Raw genomic sequence first — 16189 nt, forward strand, 5'->3', positions numbered from 1 at the left:
CCGGATGGGTGCGATCAGTTCGCAGGATATTATCTCCATCCTGAAAGAAGAGATAGAAAATTTTGACTTCAGCGTGGAAAACCGCGAAGTCGGACGGGTCATTTCCGTCGGCGACGGGATTGCCACAGTCTACGGCATGGATCAGGTGATGTATGGCGAGATTGTAGTGTTCGAAAACGGAGTCAAAGGAATGGTACAGGACATTCGCCGCAATGAAACCGGCGTTATCCTGTTTGACCATGACACAGGTGTACGGGAAGGTACCAAAGTGACCCGTACCAGAAAGAAAGCAGGCATTCCGGTAGGCGAGAAATTTATCGGAAGAGTCATCAATGCGTTAGGCGCGCCGATTGACGGAGCCGGCGCGATCCCGGAGGAGGACTATCGCATGATAGAAAATCCCGCACCGGGAATTATTGAAAGAAAATCCGTCAGTGAACCGCTGGAGACCGGTATCCTGGCAATTGACTCCATGTTCCCCATCGGCCGCGGCCAGAGGGAGCTGATTATCGGAGACCGCCAGACCGGAAAAACATCCATAGCCACAGATACCATCATTAACCAGAAGGGAAAGGACTGTATCTGTATTTATGTGGCTATCGGCCAGAAAGCATCCACGATTGCCAAAGTGGTATCCCTGCTGAAAAAGCACGATGCCATGGATTATACAACGATCGTAGCGGCTACTGCCAGTGATGTGGCGCCGCTGCAGTACATTGCGCCATATGCGGGAACCGCGCTGGCGGAATACTTTATGTATCAGGGCAAAGATGTACTGATTGTATACGATGACCTGTCCAAGCACGCGGTGGCTTACCGTGCCCTGTCCCTGCTGCTGGAGCGTTCCCCGGGCCGTGAGGCATATCCGGGCGACGTCTTCTATCTGCATTCCAGACTGCTGGAGCGGTCCAGCCGTCTGTCTGATGAACTGGGCGGCGGATCCATTACCGCGCTGCCGATTATCGAGACCCAGGCGGGCGATGTATCTGCGTATATCCCCACAAACGTCATCTCCATCACCGACGGACAGATTTTCCTGGAGAGCAATCTGTTTAACGCAGGCCAGCGCCCGGCGGTAAACGTGGGTCTGTCCGTGTCCCGTGTAGGCGGTGACGCGCAGACCAGGGCAATGAAGAAGGCTGCCGGCAGCATCCGTATCGATCTGGCGCAGTACCGGGAGATGGAAGTGTTTACCCAGTTCGCGTCGGATCTGGACGACAGCACCAAAGAGCAGCTGAAATACGGCAAAGGACTGATGGAAATGCTCAAGCAGCCGCTGGGAAGCCCGCTGTCTATGGCAGACCAGGTAATTACCCTGGTAACAGCTACCCATAAGGCATTCCTGGATGTGGAGGAAAAAGATATTAAAAAGACACAGACGGCCATGCTTCAGTATTTTGCAGACGCGCATCCGGAGATCGCGATTGAGCTGTCACAGACAAAAGCGCTGACCAACGAGCTTACCGAGCGGATCCTGGAAGTGGCGAAAGAATTTAAAGCCAGGAGTAAATAATGCCAAACGCAAAAGCAATACAGAACCGGATCAGCAGCATCCAGGACACGATGAAGATCACCAACGCCATGTACATGATCTCTTCGTCCAAAATGCAGAAAGCCAGGAAAACACTGGAGGAAGCCCTGCCGTTTTTTGAAGAGCAGCAGATGGCTGTGGCGAAAATGGTGGAAACCCTGGATGATCTGACCAGCCGGTTTTTCGGCAAGGAAGAAATACCGGAAGAAGAGAAAAAACGGGGATTTTTCGTTGTTACAGCGGATAAAGGCATGGCAGGCGCCTATACCCACAACGTGCTGAAACTGGCAGAAGAAGCCATGGCAGAGTCGGAGAACAACCGGCTGTTTGTCATGGGCGAACTGGGACGGCAGTATTTTACCCAGCGGGGAATCCCGATCGAAGAGAATTTTCACTATACAGTAGACAGTCCGACCCTGCACAGAGCCAGACAGATTCAGGAATACCTGGTGGATCTTTATCTGCAGGACGAACTGGATGAAATCTATATTATCTATACCTATATGAAGAATTCCTTTTCCATGGAACCCAGGAAGTTCTGCCTGCTTCCGCTGGAAAAAGAGAGTTTTCTGGAAAAGAACGTGAACCATGAGACCTATCACGATATTGTGACATTTACCCCGTCGCTGCGGGAGCTGCTGGATCACATGGTTCCGAGCGTTGTGTCCGGCTACATCTACGGCGCGCTGGTGGAGTCTTTTGCCAGTGAACAGAATTCCCGTATGATGTCCATGCAGAACGCGACAGACAATGCCAAGCAGATGATGCATGATCTGGGCATTGAATACAACCGTGTGCGCCAGGCCGCCATCACCCAGGAGATTACCGAGGTGATCGCCGGAGCCAAGGCGCAGAAAGGCAAGAAACGATAGCAAGAAAGGTCGAAATCGAATGAATACAGGAAAAATCGTACAGGTCATGGGACCTGTAGTAGACGTAGAATTTTCCGACCATAACCTGCCTGACATGAAAGACGCCCTTGAAGTGGACAACAACGGAGTCCGCTGCGTTATGGAAGTAGCGGAACACATCGGCAACGATACCGTGCGCTGCATTCTGCTGGCGGCCAGCGAGGGCCTTCACAGAGGCATGGAAGTCCGGGCTACAGGCGCGGGCATTACCGTACCGGTGGGAGAGGCTACCCTGGGACGTTTGTTTAATGTGCTGGGCGAAGCCATTGACAAAAAAGGTCCGGTGGAATCCGAAGAACACTGGGTGATTCACAGAAATCCGCCCACATTTGAAGATCAGAGCCCGGTGGTGGAAGTACTGGAGACTGGAATCAAAGTCATCGATCTGCTGGCGCCTTATGCAAAGGGCGGAAAGATCGGTCTGTTCGGCGGCGCCGGTGTCGGCAAAACGGTACTGATTCAGGAGCTGATCCAGAATATCGCCACAGAGCATGGCGGATATTCCATTTTTACCGGTGTCGGTGAGCGTTCCAGAGAGGGAAATGATCTGTGGAATGAGATGACGGAATCCGGAGTTATTAAAAAGACCGCCCTGGTCTTCGGTCAGATGAATGAGCCGCCGGGAGCGCGTATGCGTGTGGCGGAAACCGGGCTGACCATGGCGGAGTACTTCCGTGACAAGGAGCATCAGGATGTGCTTCTGTTTATCGACAATATTTTCCGATTCGTGCAGGCAGGTTCCGAGGTGTCCGCGCTGCTGGGTCGTATGCCTTCCGCCGTGGGGTATCAGCCTACGCTGGCCAATGAGCTGGGTGAACTGCAGGAGCGGATCGCTTCCACGAAGGAAGGATCGGTTACTTCTGTGCAGGCCATCTATGTGCCTGCCGATGACCTGACAGACCCGGCGCCGGCCACTACATTTGCCCATCTGGACGCGACTACGGTATTATCCCGTAAGATCGTGGAACAGGGTATTTATCCGGCCGTGGATCCGCTGGATTCCAGTTCCCGGATTCTGGAGCCGGATGTGGTCGGAGAAAAACATTACAGCATCGCGCGGAAAGTGCAGGAAATCCTTCAGAGCTATACGGAACTGCAGGATATTATCGCGATCCTGGGTATGGATGAGCTGTCAGAAGAAGATAAGACCACGGTATACCGTGCGCGTAAGATCCAGCGATTCCTGTCCCAGCCGTTCCATGTGGCAGAGCAGTTCACCGGAATCCCCGGTGTCTATGTGCCTCTGTCTGAGACGATCCGCGGATTTGAGATGATCGTAAACGGCGAGATGGATGAGTATCCGGAGCAGGCCTTCTTCAATGTGGGAACGATTGATGATGTCGTAGAGAAAGCAAAAACGATTCGCTAGTGAAGGAGAGCTGAGAGATGAGCACATTTCATTTGCGTGTGGTGGCCTATAATAAAGTGTTTTTTGACGATGAGGCCCAGTCAGTAAATGTGCCGGCATCGGACGGAGGATATCAGATTCTGGCATCCCACGAGGAGTGCCTGGTGGCAGTCTCCCCCGGCAATGTGGAAATCACAGATGCTGCAGGCAAGAAGATCGATGCGGTATGCGGCAACGGGATGATGGCATTTCACCGCGGTGAGAACCGGGGGGAACTGCTGGTGGACACCATTGAGCTGCCGGAAGAGATTGATATCCGACGGGCACAGGAAGCCAAGGAACGGGCACAGGAGCGGATGCGGTTAAAACAGAGCATCATCGAGCATGAGCAGTCCAAGGCGGCGCTGTCACGGGCGATGGCTCGTCTGAAAGAGGCCAGCAAATATAAAAAATAAGATACAGACGGAAGCCGGAGGTTTTGACAGATGACAGAAACAGAACCGTGCGCTTCTGAAAACACAGGTGTCCCGGGACACCTGTGTTTTTTGTGCGCCTGATTTTCCGGGAGTTGAAGTGGAAAGAACTCTTCCTTATAATAATCAGTATACGATCCGCGAAACAAAAAACGACAAACCTGCAGAGGAAGATACGCGCGGAAAAGATAGAAAGACGGGGAACAGTATGACAGATTATCTGGATGAAAAACTGCTGGCTTATGGCAATACGGACATTTATCCGTTCCATATGCCGGGACACAAGCGGCAGCTATTGGGCGACTGGCCGCCGGAAGCAGTGGATATTACGGAAATAGACGGATTTGACGACCTGCATCATGCGGAGGGAGTACTGAAAGAGGCACAGCAGCGCATGGCGGAGCAAATGGGAGCCTTCCGCAGTTATTTTCTGGTAAACGGCAGTACGGCAGGGCTTCTGGCTGCTGTCAGTACGGTCTGTGAAAAGGGCGGACGCCTTCTGATCGGCAGGAACTGCCACAAAGCGGTATATCATGGGGCCTATCTGCGGGAACTGCGGCTGTCCTATCTGTATCCGGAAGTCACGGACTGGGGCATACAGGGAAGCATTGCGCCGGAAGAGCTGGAACGGGCACTGACAGAAGCGGAGCAGAATGATGGGGAGGAGCCCTTTCAGGCAGTACTGATCACGTCGCCGACTTATGACGGTGTGGTGTCGGATATCGCTGCTTTGGCAAAGATCTGCCACAGTCACGGCGTTCCGCTGGTGGTGGATGAAGCCCATGGGGCACATTTCGGCCTGGACGGAGGCAGTGGATTTTTTCCGGAAAAGGCAATTGCACTGGGTGCGGATTATGTGGTGGAAAGTCTGCATAAGACATTGCCGTCTTTGACACAGACCGCCGTGCTGCATACGGCGGACGCGCCTCTGGTAAATGACACAAAGCTCCGGCAGTATCTGGGAATCTATCAGACCAGTTCTCCTTCCTATGTGTTTATGGCGGGAATGGACCGCTGCACGCGGATTCTGCGTAAACAGGGGCAGGAGCGGTTCTGCGTGTATGAGCAGCGGCTGCGTCAGTTTTACCGGAATACCCGGAACCTGCAGAAAGTGGAAGTCTTCTGTCCGGAATATGACCGGATACAGAAATCGAGTGCAGATATCCCAAACCGGGGAAATGCCTCACAGACATCTGCCGGGCGGAAAAGCTCCAACGGGGAGCCTGCGGCGGGACTGGCAGCTGGAATCTTTGACCGGGACCCTTCCAAAATCCTGATTTCAGCCAGAGCGGGCGGCATGGCCGGGCAGGAGCTGCATCAGTGGCTGCTGCGGGAAAAACACCTGCAGATGGAAATGGCCTCCGGCCATTATGTTACGGCTCTGACCAGTCTGATGGATACGGAAGAAGGGTTTTGCCGGCTGGAAGCGGCGCTGCGGGAACTGGACCAGATGCTTTTATCCGGGAAAATGGGCAAAACCAGTGCGGGCAGGGAGGAGCTGCCGATTCTGACAGATCGGGAGATTTACCTGCGGAACCGGAAAGTACGGGAACTGGCGGAGGCCCTGGATGCGCCGCAGACGGAAGCGCCGCTGGAAGAAGCGGCGGGAAAGATATGCGGGGAGTTCGTATATCTGTATCCGCCGGGGATTCCGCTGCTGGTGCCGGGGGAGGAAATCAGTGAGGAAATGGCGCGTGTGATACGGTTTTGCAGGCATGGGGGACTGTCGGTAGAGGTGTTAGGGGGAGAGAAAAAAGTTTTCAAGATACGGGTTTTGTAATATACTGTTTACAGCGTCATGTTATCGGTATGCCACATCATGCTTGCATGAATGCGGCATACCGATGACATGACGCGCCCCTCCAATGAGGAAGGAGCGGGGCAGGGGCCCCGCGGAATCCGAATAGGAGGTCAGATTGCGGGAATGCGAAGCATGGAGCAATCTGAGTAAACAGTATAGGAACGGAGCGAAGACGCGCCCCTCCAATGAGGAAGGAGCGGGGCAGGGGCCCCGCGGAATCCGAATAGGAGGTCAGATTGCGGGAATGCGAAGCATGGAGCAATCTGAGTAAACAGTATAGGAACGGAGCGAAGACGCGCCCCTCCAATGAGGAAGGAGCGGGGCAGGGGCCCCGCGGAATCCGAATAGGAGGTCAGATTGCGGGAATGCGAAGCATGGAGCAATCTGAGTAAACAGTATAGGAACGGAGCGAAGACGCGCCCCTCCAATGAGGAAGGAGCGGGGCAGGGGCCCCGCGGAATCCGAATAGGAGGTCAGATTGCGGGAATGCGAAGCATGGAGCAATCTGAGTAAACAGTATAGGAACGGAACGAAGACGCGCCCCTCCTATGAGGAGGGAGCGAAGAAAAAAACAAGGAAGCGGAGCAGCCATGGGAAAGCTTTTCGTTTTGATGGGCAAAAGTGCCTCAGGAAAAGACACAATTTATGAACAGCTTCTGAAAAGAAACTGTCTGGGACTGCAGGCCGTTGTCCCATATACCACCCGTCCGATCCGCTCCGGCGAAATACCGGGAGAGACATACCATTTCTGCTCCGCGGAGGAAGCGGAAGCCATGCGGCAGGCCGGCCGGATTATTGAACTGCGCACCTACCAGACGGTGCACGGCCCATGGAGTTATTTTACGGCAGATGACGGCCAGATCAATCTGAAGAACAACAGCTACCTGCTGATCGGAACTCTGGAATCCTACCTGCGGTTCCGGGAGTATTTCGGCGCCCGGGCAGTGATTCCGCTGTATATTTTCGTGGAGGACGGGGCGCGCCTGCAGCGGGCCCTGGACCGGGAACGCAGGCAGCGGGAACCGAAGTATGAGGAGATGTGCAGAAGATTTCTGGCGGATCAGGAAGATTTTTCCGAAGAAAAACTGGCAGAGGCCGGAATCCGGAAAACCTTTGAAAATCTTGAGCTGGAACGTACGGCCGCGTCGCTTCAGGAATATATGGAACGTGTGCTGGCACAGACAGAGGAGTCATAGAGATGGCGGGATTTGCTGAAATTACCGGACATGAAAAAATCATCGCCCATTTACAGAAAGCCGTGACCACCGGTCAGGTGTCCCATGCCTATATCTTTGACGGACCGGACCGGTCAGGAAAAAAGATGCTGGCAGAGGCCTTTGCCATGGCGCTTCAGTGCGAAGCAGGCACCGGGGAAGCGTGTATGACATGCCGCTCCTGTCATCAGGCACTGGGACACAACCAGCCGGATATCATCTATGTGACCCACGAAAAGCCGAATACAATTTCCGTCAATGATGTGCGGGAACAGTTAAACGGAGATATTTCCATCCGCCCGTACAGCAGCAGATACAAGATTTATATCGTGGATGAAGCGGAGAAGATGAATGTGCAGGCACAGAATGCCCTCCTGAAAACGCTGGAAGAACCGCCGGCCTATGCGGTGATTCTGCTGCTGACCAACAACAGCGCCGGTTTTCTGCAGACCATCCGTTCCCGCTGTGTGACGCTGAGTTTAAAAGCGGTACCCTCCGAACAGATCCGTCAGCTGCTGATGCGCAGGTATCAGATTCCGGATTATGAAGCGGAGATCTGCGCGGGATTTGCCCAGGGAAATGTGGGAAAAGCCATCGCTCTGGCCGGCTCGGAGCGGTTTCGGGAACTGAAGGACCTGACCCTTCGGCAGGTCCGCCGCCTGGCGGATACACCGGACTATGAACTGGCGGAACTGGTGGAGGAACTGTGCGGACTGACCGAGGAGGTCGGTGAGTACCTGGATCTGCTGCAGATGTGGTATCGGGACGTCCTGTATGATAAGGCGTCGGGGGATACCGAAAATCTGATTTTCCGGGATCAGCAGGCAGAAATCATCCGTCAGTCCGGGCGGGTTTCCTACCGGGGGCTGGAGATCATACTGGAGGCAGTGGACACTGCACGGCGCCGGATCCACGCAAATGTGAAAAAAGAGCTGGTGCTGGAATTAATGTTAATGACGATTAAGGAGAATATAAAATGACGCAAATCGTAGGAGTTCGGTTCCGGATGGCCGGAAAGATTTACTATTTCAGCCCGAAGGATTTGGAGATGTCCCGGGGAACCCATGTGATTGTGGAGACCGCACGGGGCGTGGAATACGGAACGGTAATTATCGGACCGAAGGAAATTCCGGAGGAAGAAGTGGTTCAGCCGCTGAAAGATGTGATCCGGGTAGCCACGCCGGCGGATGAAGACCACGAAAAAGACAATCGGTTCCGGGAGCGGGAGGCTTATCTGATCTGCAAGGAAAAGATCCGGGCCCATAATCTGGAAATGAAACTGATCAAATCAGAGTATACATTCGACAACAATAAGCTGCTGTTTTATTTTACTGCAGACGGCCGAGTGGATTTCCGCAATCTGGTCAAGGATCTGGCCAGTGTATTTCACACCAGAATCGAACTGCGCCAGGTAGGCGTACGGGATGAGACCAAGATTCTCGGCGGTCTGGGAATCTGCGGCAGGGAGCTGTGCTGCCATACGTTCCTGTCGGATTTTGCCCCGGTATCCATTAAAATGGCCAAAGAGCAGAATCTGTCGCTGAATCCGGCCAAAATCAGCGGAGTCTGCGGAAGACTGATGTGCTGCCTGAACAATGAGGCAGACACCTACAAGCACCTGAACAGGGATCTGCCGAAAAATGGATCCAGCGTGCGTACACCGGAAGGGCTGACAGGAACCGTCCACAATGTCAATGTACTGCGTCAGACAGTAAAAGTGCTGATTGAACAGGGCGACGAGCGTGAAATCCGCGAGTACGCGGTGGAAGACCTGCGGAAAGCACAGAATGGAAATACGGAAGAAGACAGCAGATCCGGCGGCAGAGAGCTGATTCATACAGACGGAAAGGCATCCGGCCGGAGCGGCCGGGCAGACAGACAGGAAAACCCGCAGGAAGCAGGAAGATCCAGAAGCCACAGCGGCGGACACGGCCACAGCGGAAAAGGAGCTGCTTACGGCAAAGAATCCGGCAGAGATCGGAAAAACGGATCCGGGGAAGGCAGAGAACAGGGGCACCGGGGAGGCAAAGGGCGCCGGCCGGCTTCCTCCGGCGGAAGAGACCGGAATTATGAAAAAGAGCGGAATACCGCAGGACCCGGCGGAAGAGACCGGAATTATGAAAAAGAGCAAAATGCCGCAGGACCCGGCAGCAAAGACCGAAACCGTGAAAAAGACCGGAATTTCAGGGAAACCCGGGACAGAGACAGAAATAAAGAGCGCAGGGAGCACAGTAGCCGGGGAAATTCCGGTGAAAGAGAACGATCCGGCGGAAAGAACGGAAAGAACGGTTCCGGCGGGCCGCAGCGTCCCAAAAACAGGACACGCAGGCCAGGCAATCGGAGCACCGGCCATACCGGTGGCAGAGAGCAGAATAGAGATGGGGAAAAAACCCAGCAGAAAGAAAGCAATCGGGAATCGGAATAATGGATGAGAAGAAGGTGGCACTCAAGCCCGGAGAACGCATCGATGACCTGCAGAGAAACGGCTATCAGATCATACAGGATCCCAGCCGTTTCTGCTTTGGCATGGATGCCGTACTGCTTTCCGGTTACGCACAGGTAAAAGAAGGGGAGCGGGCCATTGATCTGGGCACCGGTACAGGGATTATTCCCATTCTTCTGGAAGCAAAGACAGAAGGAGAGGATTTTACCGGCCTGGAGATTCAGCCGGAGAGCGCGGATATGGCCCGCCGCAGTGTAGAACTGAATCACCTGCAGGACAGAATCCATATTGTGACAGGAGATATCAGGGATGCTTCGAACCGTTTCGGAGCATCCTCTTTTGACGTGGTTACTTCCAATCCGCCCTATATGATCGCGCAGCACGGACTGCAGAACGCGGAAAGCGCCAAAAGTATCGCCCGGCATGAGGTGCTCTGCACACTGGAGGACCTGATCCGGGAGAGCGCCCGGCTGCTGCGCCCCCAGGGCCGTTTTTATCTGGTGCACCGCCCGTTCCGGCTGGTCGATATCTTTGCGCTGATGCGGCAGTATGGCATAGAACCGAAGCGTATGAAGATGGTGCATCCCTTTGCGGACAAGGAGCCCAATATGGTACTGCTGGAGGGGTTCCGGGGCGGACGGCCCCGGCTGACGGTGGAAAAACCGCTGGTGATTTACCGGGAACCGGGAAAATATACGGAAGAACTGCTGACCGTCTATGGCTATTAGGCATTCGCCGGAATCCGCCGGATCTCCGGCACAGGAACACGCGGCAGACGCAAAAAGGAGCGGAATTATGGCAGAAAATAAAAATAAAGGAAAACTGTATCTTTGCGCGACGCCCATCGGCAATCTGGAGGACATTACGCTGCGCGTGCTGCGCACGCTGAAGGAAGTGGATCTGATCGCGGCGGAAGATACCCGCAATTCCATCCATCTGCTGAATCATTTTGACATTCATACGCCGATGACCAGCTATCATGAATACAACCGGATCGAAAAGGCCTATGATCTGGCCCGGCGTATGGAAAACGGGCAGAATGTGGCATTGATCACAGACGCGGGAACGCCTGGAATTTCCGATCCCGGAGAAGATCTGGTGCGGATCTGCATGGAACGGGGCATAGAAGTAACCTCCCTGCCGGGAGCCGCCGCCTGTGTGACCGCACTCTCCGAATCGGGTCTGCCGACCCGAAGATTTGCCTTTGAGGCTTTTCTGCCCTCTGACAAAAGGCAGCGGGCCAGAATCCTGGAAGAACTGAAGACAGAGACCCGGACGACGATTCTCTATGAGGCGCCTCATCATCTGAAAAAAACGCTGGCCCTGCTGCGGGATACGCTGGGAGACCGGCGTCTGACCATCTGCCGGGAACTGACGAAGCGCTATGAGACCATTCTGCCCATGACACTGGAAGCTGCCTGCCGGTACTATGAACAGGAAGAACCCCGGGGAGAATATGTCCTGGTGCTGGAGGGGCGCAGCCGGGAGGAGCTGGACCGGGAACAGCAGGCCTCCTGGGAGCAGATGTCCCTGACGGAACATATGGCCCGCTATACGGCCCGGGGGATCGACCGGAAAGAAGCCATGAAGCAGGTCGCCCGGGACCGGGGGATCGGCAAGCGGGACGTGTACCGCATGCTTCTGGAAGAAGAAAAGGATTAAGGGAAAAAAGAGGAACCGCCGGTTCCGGCAGATGCCGGAGTCGGCGGTTCCTCTTTTGGCAGGCGATGGGTTCTGCGGCCGGCGGGTTATGTCAGGGAATGCTTTTCATTCGGCCTCTGGGAGGTGCCCGGCGACGCTTTCACCCGGTCGCCGGGGCAATGGCCGGTGATGTTTACCCGGTCAGTTTCCGGAAGTGCCCGCGGTGCTGTCCGTCAGCGTAAACAGGGAAGTCTGCCGGTTCTTGCGGTCGATCAGGTGGTTGTATTCCAGACAGCGGTAATCGGCAATAAGGCCGGAGTAATTCGTTTTGTCGTTGTAGCTGTAATACCGGCCGCTGCGGTCCATATAGCCTACGGAATCCAGGACCGGAAGCTCCTGATACATGGCCGCCAGGAATTTCTGATAAGGGGTCTGGGGCAGACCGGCCAGTTGGGAAACCAGCGTGGAAAGATAGTTGGCGCTGATTTTGTCCAGGGTTTCCTCCGGAATGTCATAATTGGCCCAGATGACAAAGGGCGTGGTGTAGCGCTGCTGGGTCTGTTCCGTGCTTAAGGAATCCAGATCCGTACCGTACAGCGATTCATAGAAACTGTCTTCCACCGCGGGCTGATGATCACCGAACATGCAGATGATGGTGGGTTCTTTCACTTTCTGGAAGTACTGCACCAGCTGCTTGAAGGCACTGTCTGAATATTTGATCAGTGACAGATAGCGGGTGGCTTTTTCATAATTTCCGGCAGGCCTGCGGATAGAGATGCCTTTCTTGAAATTGTCGTAATCCATCGCGTATCCGCCGTGATTCTGCATGGTTACGTTGAACAGGAAAAAGGGTTTGGAAGTGTCCCGCTTGCGGTACATGCTCTCCACCATCCGGAAATCATAGGAATCGCTGACAAAGCGGCGCAGCAGCATGTTCCGGTTTGGATAGCGTTCCTTTAACAGCTGTTCGTATTCGTAGGAATCGTTATTTTTCTTATAGGTATTCAGAATATCCGCGTCTACGAAATCTTCGATGCTGACATAGCGGGGGAATCCGAAATTCTTGTATACATTAATCCGGTTCCAGCCGGAAGCGTAGTAGGGGTGGAAGGCCGTGGCGGAGTATCCCAGCTGTTTCATATTTGATACCAGGGTGGGCATGTGGTCGTCTTCTTTTATATAAGACTGGTATACATTGCTTCCGGCCGGCAGATAGGAGATGGAATCTCCGCTCAGGAATTCATATTCCGTATTGCTGGTGCCGGCGCCGAAGACGGGAACCTGCAGGGTGCCTTTGATGGTATTCCTGGTCAGGCTGTGGATAAACGGCATGTAGTCTTTGTTGGTTTTCAGATCCCCCAGGGTGCCCAGGTCTGCCAGGGATTCGTTCATGATGCAGATCACATTGGGCGTGGCCGTTCCGGCTTTATAAGTATCCTTTCCCGTCAGCAGACTGACGGAGGTGGAGGAATCGCCGTCGGTTTCGTATTTGGAGACTTCCCGGTCGATGAGGTCGGAAAGCTTGGTGACATCATATCCTTCCGGCTTGCTGATATGCAGGTATTTTAAATTCAGGCAGAAATTAAACAGGGTGCCGGTGTTGTGGTAGCCGCGGCTCTGATCCCAGAAATCCGGCTTGTAGCCCCGATTGGCCAGAAAACTGGTGCAGAACAGGATGAAAAGGACCACAAGGACATAAATGGCGGAAAGAACCCGGGCCAGGACCCGGGAAGCCCGGAAAAAGGGACGGACATTTTTCATTTCCTTATTCAGCAGATAGATCAGAAACATGAGAATGGAGGCGGTGATCAGCTGCCAGGTCAGTTCGTAGGTATAGCCGTCCGCCACTTCCATGCCGGTGCCGAAGGTGGAGATGTCCGTGGGAAGAAAGGGGGTGCCCCGGAACAGATCAACCCAGTAGTTCAGCATGGCCAGTACATACAGGGCAATATTCACCACCAGACCGCTTAAGTGATATCTGCCGGAAAACAGATAGACCAGCAGATAAAAGAACAGATAGACCGCATAGTTCAGCAGAAAGGTGGGTACGGAGAAATTGTAGATAAATTTCCCGTTGAAGGTCTCCACCATCTGCATGGAGGCGATGGGCATCAGGAAGAAAATGACAGTATAATAAGGTAAGGTCATTTTGTCACTGGTTGTGACACGCACGCCGATGAAAAAGCCGGCCAGAGGCGCGGCCAGCAGGGAAAAAGCCAGCACTGCGGCTCCGTAGGCGTTTCCCTCCTGCAAATAGAGATTCCGGTACCGAAGCACGAAAAGCAGCATAAATACAGTAACTGCCAGCGCCAGCAGGCGGATCCATTTGCGGGGGGCCAGCCGGAAGGAGATGTTTTCCTTGAAAAAAGCGCGTGGGGAGCGGCGGTTGGGGGAGTTGTTGGTCTGATTCATCATATGTCCATCCTGAATAAAAAAACGTCAGATGGAGGGTCCATGTGACGTACAGTAGCTGCTGAAGTCATAAAATGACAGGGGCAGTAAGCCGCCCCTCTGTGCCGGATCTTCCGGCACTGTAATCATTAAATAGCAGAACCGCGGTTCTGTCAATATCTGCGGCTTGCGGAAATTCTGAAATTTCTGTGAGGGAATCTTAAGAAATAAAGGGAAATGTGGTAAAATCAAGTAGAATACCGCGGGCGGCAGGATCCGCGGGAACAGGAAGCAGACAGGGAGGAGAGCAGCCTATGGATGAGATCAGACAGTTAAAGGAATGGATAGACGCATCTGAAGATATTGTATTTTTCGGCGGAGCAGGCGTGTCGACAGAGAGCGGCGTCCCGGATTTCCGCAGCAAGGACGGTCTGTACAACCAGCACGACGTCCGGTTCGATCAGTACCGGCCGGAATATCTGCTCAGCCACAGCTGTCTGATGAATGAACCGAAGGTGTATTTTGAATACCACCGGCAGAAGATGGACACCCGGAAGATCGAGCCCAACAATGCCCACCGGTATCTGGCGGCGCTGGAGCGCACCGGCAAATTAGACGCCATTGTGACTCAGAATATTGACGGACTGCATCAGAAGGCAGGCAGCAGAAACGTCTGTGAAATCCACGGCAGCGCCCTGCGCAACTACTGCGTACGCTGCGGAAAGACCTATCCGGCGGATTATATATTTGAATCCGAAGAACCGGTGCCCCACTGCGCCTGCGGCGGAATGATCCGGCCGGATATCACACTGTATGAAGAAGGACTTCCGGAAAAAGCGGTGCGCCATGCGGTGGAAGCCATTGCCGGCGCGGACATGCTGATCATCGGAGGCACCTCCCTGACCGTGTATCCGGCAGCGTCCTATATTGATTATTTCCGGGGAAAATATCTGGTGATTATTAACCGGGATGAACTGAATATCCGGAAAAACGCGGATACGCTGGTGATCCATGAAAAGATCGGCGAGGTATTCACCCGGGTGGCGGCGCTGCAGGGGATTCAGCTGTAAAATTTCCGGGAATCAGGAAGAATTCCGCAGAGAATTCGGTAATTTTGCCGGAAAAGAAAATGGAAAAAATACTTGCTGCAGATATGCGTTTCTGATATAATATCACTCTGTGATATATTTTTTACGTTAATTAAGTAAGCAGCACCGCTGTTTGTCGTTAGCGTTCCTTGCTCCGGACGAAGATCCGGGGCCACAAGACCAGAAGGAGGTAAGAAAGCATGAGCAAATATGAATTAGCACTGATTGTGAATGCCAGAATCGAAGACGACGCCAGAGCTGCAGTTGTCGACAAAGCGAAAGGTTACATCGAGCGTTTCGGTGGAACTGTGACAGAAGTTGAGGACTGGGGAAAGAAGAAACTGGCTTATGAGATTCAGAAGATGAGCGAAGGATATTATTACTTCATCCAGTTCGATGCTGACGAGACTGTTCCGGCTCAGTTAGAACAGAATGTTCGTATTATGGACAACGTGCTCAGATTTTTATGCGTTAAGAAAGACGAGGCATAAAAGCTAGTTAAGGAGTGATCCTATGAACAAAGTCATTTTAATGGGACGTTTGACCAGAGACCCTGAAGTGAGATATTCACAGGGTGAGAACGCCACACAGATTGCAAGATATACACTGGCTGTAGACCGCAGATTCAAGCGTCAGGGAGATTCCCAGACCGCGGATTTCATCGGCTGCGTGGCTTTCGGCCGCCAGGCGGAGTTTGCGGAGAAGTATCTGCGCAAAGGGATCAAGATCGCCATTACAGGCAGAATCCAGACCGGCAGTTATACCAACCGTGACGGCAATAAAGTGTATACCACAGATGTGATCGTGGAAGAACAGGAATTTGCTGAGAGCAAGGCAGCAAGTGCGGAACACGCGGCATCCTATCGGCAGAATGCAGGCGCGGAAGCACCGGCTCCGGGCGAGGCAGTAGGAGACGGCTTCATGAATATTCCGGACGGAATCGATGAGGAGCTGCCGTTTAATTAAGGAGGAAGTACAATCATGGCTTACAATAAAGAAGGCAAAAGCGGCTCTTACAGAAGAGGCGGCAATCGCAGAAGAAGAAAAGTATGTGTATTCTGCGGCAAAGATAATGTAATCGATTACAAGGATACAGCCAAGCTGAAGAGATACATCTCTGAGCGTGGCAAGATCCTGCCGAGAAGAGTAACCGGCAACTGTGCAAAACATCAGCGTGCTATCACGGTAGCAATTAAACGTGCCCGTCACATCGCCCTGATGCCATACGTACAGGACTAATTTACACGGTATTTTAGCAGTATGCGTGAGGTCGCCGCTGATGGTTCAGCGGCGGCCTTTTCTGTTTTTCGGAGATTGGAAATGGCGGCTGTGGGGGCCGCTGGCGTAA

General features: G+C 53.5%; 14 protein-coding genes and 1 pseudogene. 14 read left to right on the forward strand and 1 reads right to left on the reverse strand.

Features of this window, described 5'->3' with window-relative positions:
* Positions 1-4 precede the first annotated feature (4 nt).
* The 10 genes and pseudogenes from atpA (at position 5) to rsmI (ending at position 11383) form a co-directional block, all read left to right on the forward strand.
* On the forward strand, positions 5-1513 hold the full coding sequence (gene atpA / locus CXIVA_RS05835; protein ID WP_013977071.1) for a F0F1 ATP synthase subunit alpha: 1509 nt from the start codon (positions 5-7) through the stop codon (positions 1511-1513).
* Complete coding sequence (gene atpG / locus CXIVA_RS05840) at positions 1513-2403, forward strand: ATP synthase F1 subunit gamma (protein WP_013977072.1); 891 nt, start codon at positions 1513-1515, stop codon at positions 2401-2403. Before atpA ends, atpG begins: the two co-directional genes overlap by 1 nt.
* A gap of 19 nt (positions 2404-2422) precedes the next feature.
* Positions 2423-3811 (forward strand): F0F1 ATP synthase subunit beta, encoded by a 1389-nt coding sequence (atpD, locus tag CXIVA_RS05845; RefSeq protein WP_013977073.1) that lies wholly within the window; start codon positions 2423-2425, stop codon positions 3809-3811.
* A gap of 17 nt (positions 3812-3828) precedes the next feature.
* The gene (locus tag CXIVA_RS05850; RefSeq protein WP_013977074.1) at positions 3829-4245 is read left to right on the forward strand and encodes a F0F1 ATP synthase subunit epsilon; all 417 of its coding nucleotides are present in this window, start codon (positions 3829-3831) and stop codon (positions 4243-4245) included.
* A gap of 226 nt (positions 4246-4471) precedes the next feature.
* Positions 4472-6043 (forward strand): aminotransferase class I/II-fold pyridoxal phosphate-dependent enzyme, encoded by a 1572-nt coding sequence (locus CXIVA_RS05855; RefSeq protein WP_013977075.1) that lies wholly within the window; start codon positions 4472-4474, stop codon positions 6041-6043.
* A gap of 611 nt (positions 6044-6654) precedes the next feature.
* A complete protein-coding gene (locus CXIVA_RS05860) occupies positions 6655-7260 on the forward strand; it encodes a guanylate kinase (protein ID WP_013977077.1) in 606 nt (201 codons plus the stop codon).
* A gap of 2 nt (positions 7261-7262) precedes the next feature.
* Entirely contained in the window at positions 7263-8258 is a 996-nt protein-coding gene (locus CXIVA_RS05865) for a DNA polymerase III subunit delta' C-terminal domain-containing protein (protein ID WP_013977078.1), read from the forward strand.
* Positions 8255-9052, forward strand: a pseudogene (locus CXIVA_RS14305) (stage 0 sporulation family protein); the annotation flags it as partial. The gene CXIVA_RS05865 and the pseudogene CXIVA_RS14305, both read left to right, overlap by 4 nt.
* Positions 9053-9702: 650 nt before the next feature.
* On the forward strand, positions 9703-10449 hold the full coding sequence (locus CXIVA_RS05875) for a tRNA1(Val) (adenine(37)-N6)-methyltransferase (RefSeq protein ID WP_013977080.1): 747 nt from the start codon (positions 9703-9705) through the stop codon (positions 10447-10449).
* 67 nt (positions 10450-10516) lie between these two features.
* On the forward strand, positions 10517-11383 hold the full coding sequence (gene rsmI / locus CXIVA_RS05880) for a 16S rRNA (cytidine(1402)-2'-O)-methyltransferase (RefSeq protein ID WP_013977081.1): 867 nt from the start codon (positions 10517-10519) through the stop codon (positions 11381-11383).
* A 180-nt stretch (positions 11384-11563) separates the two neighbouring features.
* Here the strand turns inward: rsmI and CXIVA_RS05885 are convergent, their stop codons facing one another.
* Positions 11564-13777 carry an alkaline phosphatase family protein gene (locus CXIVA_RS05885; protein WP_013977082.1) on the reverse strand — a complete coding sequence of 738 codons (2214 nt, stop codon included), beginning with the start codon at positions 13775-13777 and terminating at the stop codon, positions 11564-11566.
* A 290-nt stretch (positions 13778-14067) separates the two neighbouring features.
* On the opposite strand from CXIVA_RS05885, the gene CXIVA_RS05890 reads away from it, so the two are divergent.
* From CXIVA_RS05890 to rpsR, 4 genes are all read left to right on the forward strand, one after another.
* Positions 14068-14823 carry an NAD-dependent protein deacylase gene (locus CXIVA_RS05890; RefSeq protein ID WP_013977083.1) on the forward strand — a complete coding sequence of 252 codons (756 nt, stop codon included), beginning with the start codon at positions 14068-14070 and terminating at the stop codon, positions 14821-14823.
* Between the two features lie 218 nt (positions 14824-15041).
* Positions 15042-15332, forward strand: coding sequence for a 30S ribosomal protein S6 (rpsF, locus tag CXIVA_RS05895; RefSeq protein ID WP_013977084.1), 291 nt, complete (start codon positions 15042-15044; stop codon positions 15330-15332).
* Positions 15333-15354: 22 nt separating this feature from the next.
* A complete protein-coding gene (locus CXIVA_RS05900) occupies positions 15355-15807 on the forward strand; it encodes a single-stranded DNA-binding protein (RefSeq protein WP_013977085.1) in 453 nt (150 codons plus the stop codon).
* Between the two features lie 15 nt (positions 15808-15822).
* A complete protein-coding gene (gene rpsR / locus CXIVA_RS05905) occupies positions 15823-16080 on the forward strand; it encodes a 30S ribosomal protein S18 (protein ID WP_013977086.1) in 258 nt (85 codons plus the stop codon).
* Positions 16081-16189 lie beyond the last annotated feature (109 nt).

It is taken from the genome of Clostridium sp. SY8519, from assembly GCF_000270305.1.
GTDB lineage: Bacteria > Bacillota > Clostridia > Lachnospirales > Lachnospiraceae > SY8519.

Bases quoted from the DNA above. Each gene is read 5' to 3' on its own strand.
- atpA (WP_013977071.1), top strand. From the start codon at position 5: ATGGGTGCGATCAGTTCGCAGGATATTATCTCCATCCTGAAAGAAGAG.
- atpG (WP_013977072.1), top strand. From the start codon at position 1,513: ATGCCAAACGCAAAAGCAATACAGAACCGGATCAGCAGCATCCAGGAC.
- atpD (WP_013977073.1), top strand. From the start codon at position 2,423: ATGAATACAGGAAAAATCGTACAGGTCATGGGACCTGTAGTAGACGTA.
- CXIVA_RS05850 (WP_013977074.1), top strand. From the start codon at position 3,829: ATGAGCACATTTCATTTGCGTGTGGTGGCCTATAATAAAGTGTTTTTT.
- CXIVA_RS05855 (WP_013977075.1), top strand. From the start codon at position 4,472: ATGACAGATTATCTGGATGAAAAACTGCTGGCTTATGGCAATACGGAC.
- CXIVA_RS05860 (WP_013977077.1), top strand. From the start codon at position 6,655: ATGGGAAAGCTTTTCGTTTTGATGGGCAAAAGTGCCTCAGGAAAAGAC.
- CXIVA_RS05865 (WP_013977078.1), top strand. From the start codon at position 7,263: ATGGCGGGATTTGCTGAAATTACCGGACATGAAAAAATCATCGCCCAT.
- CXIVA_RS05875 (WP_013977080.1), top strand. From the start codon at position 9,703: ATGGATGAGAAGAAGGTGGCACTCAAGCCCGGAGAACGCATCGATGAC.
- rsmI (WP_013977081.1), top strand. From the start codon at position 10,517: ATGGCAGAAAATAAAAATAAAGGAAAACTGTATCTTTGCGCGACGCCC.
- CXIVA_RS05885 (WP_013977082.1), bottom strand. From the start codon at position 13,777: ATGATGAATCAGACCAACAACTCCCCCAACCGCCGCTCCCCACGCGCT.
- CXIVA_RS05890 (WP_013977083.1), top strand. From the start codon at position 14,068: ATGGATGAGATCAGACAGTTAAAGGAATGGATAGACGCATCTGAAGAT.
- rpsF (WP_013977084.1), top strand. From the start codon at position 15,042: ATGAGCAAATATGAATTAGCACTGATTGTGAATGCCAGAATCGAAGAC.
- CXIVA_RS05900 (WP_013977085.1), top strand. From the start codon at position 15,355: ATGAACAAAGTCATTTTAATGGGACGTTTGACCAGAGACCCTGAAGTG.
- rpsR (WP_013977086.1), top strand. From the start codon at position 15,823: ATGGCTTACAATAAAGAAGGCAAAAGCGGCTCTTACAGAAGAGGCGGC.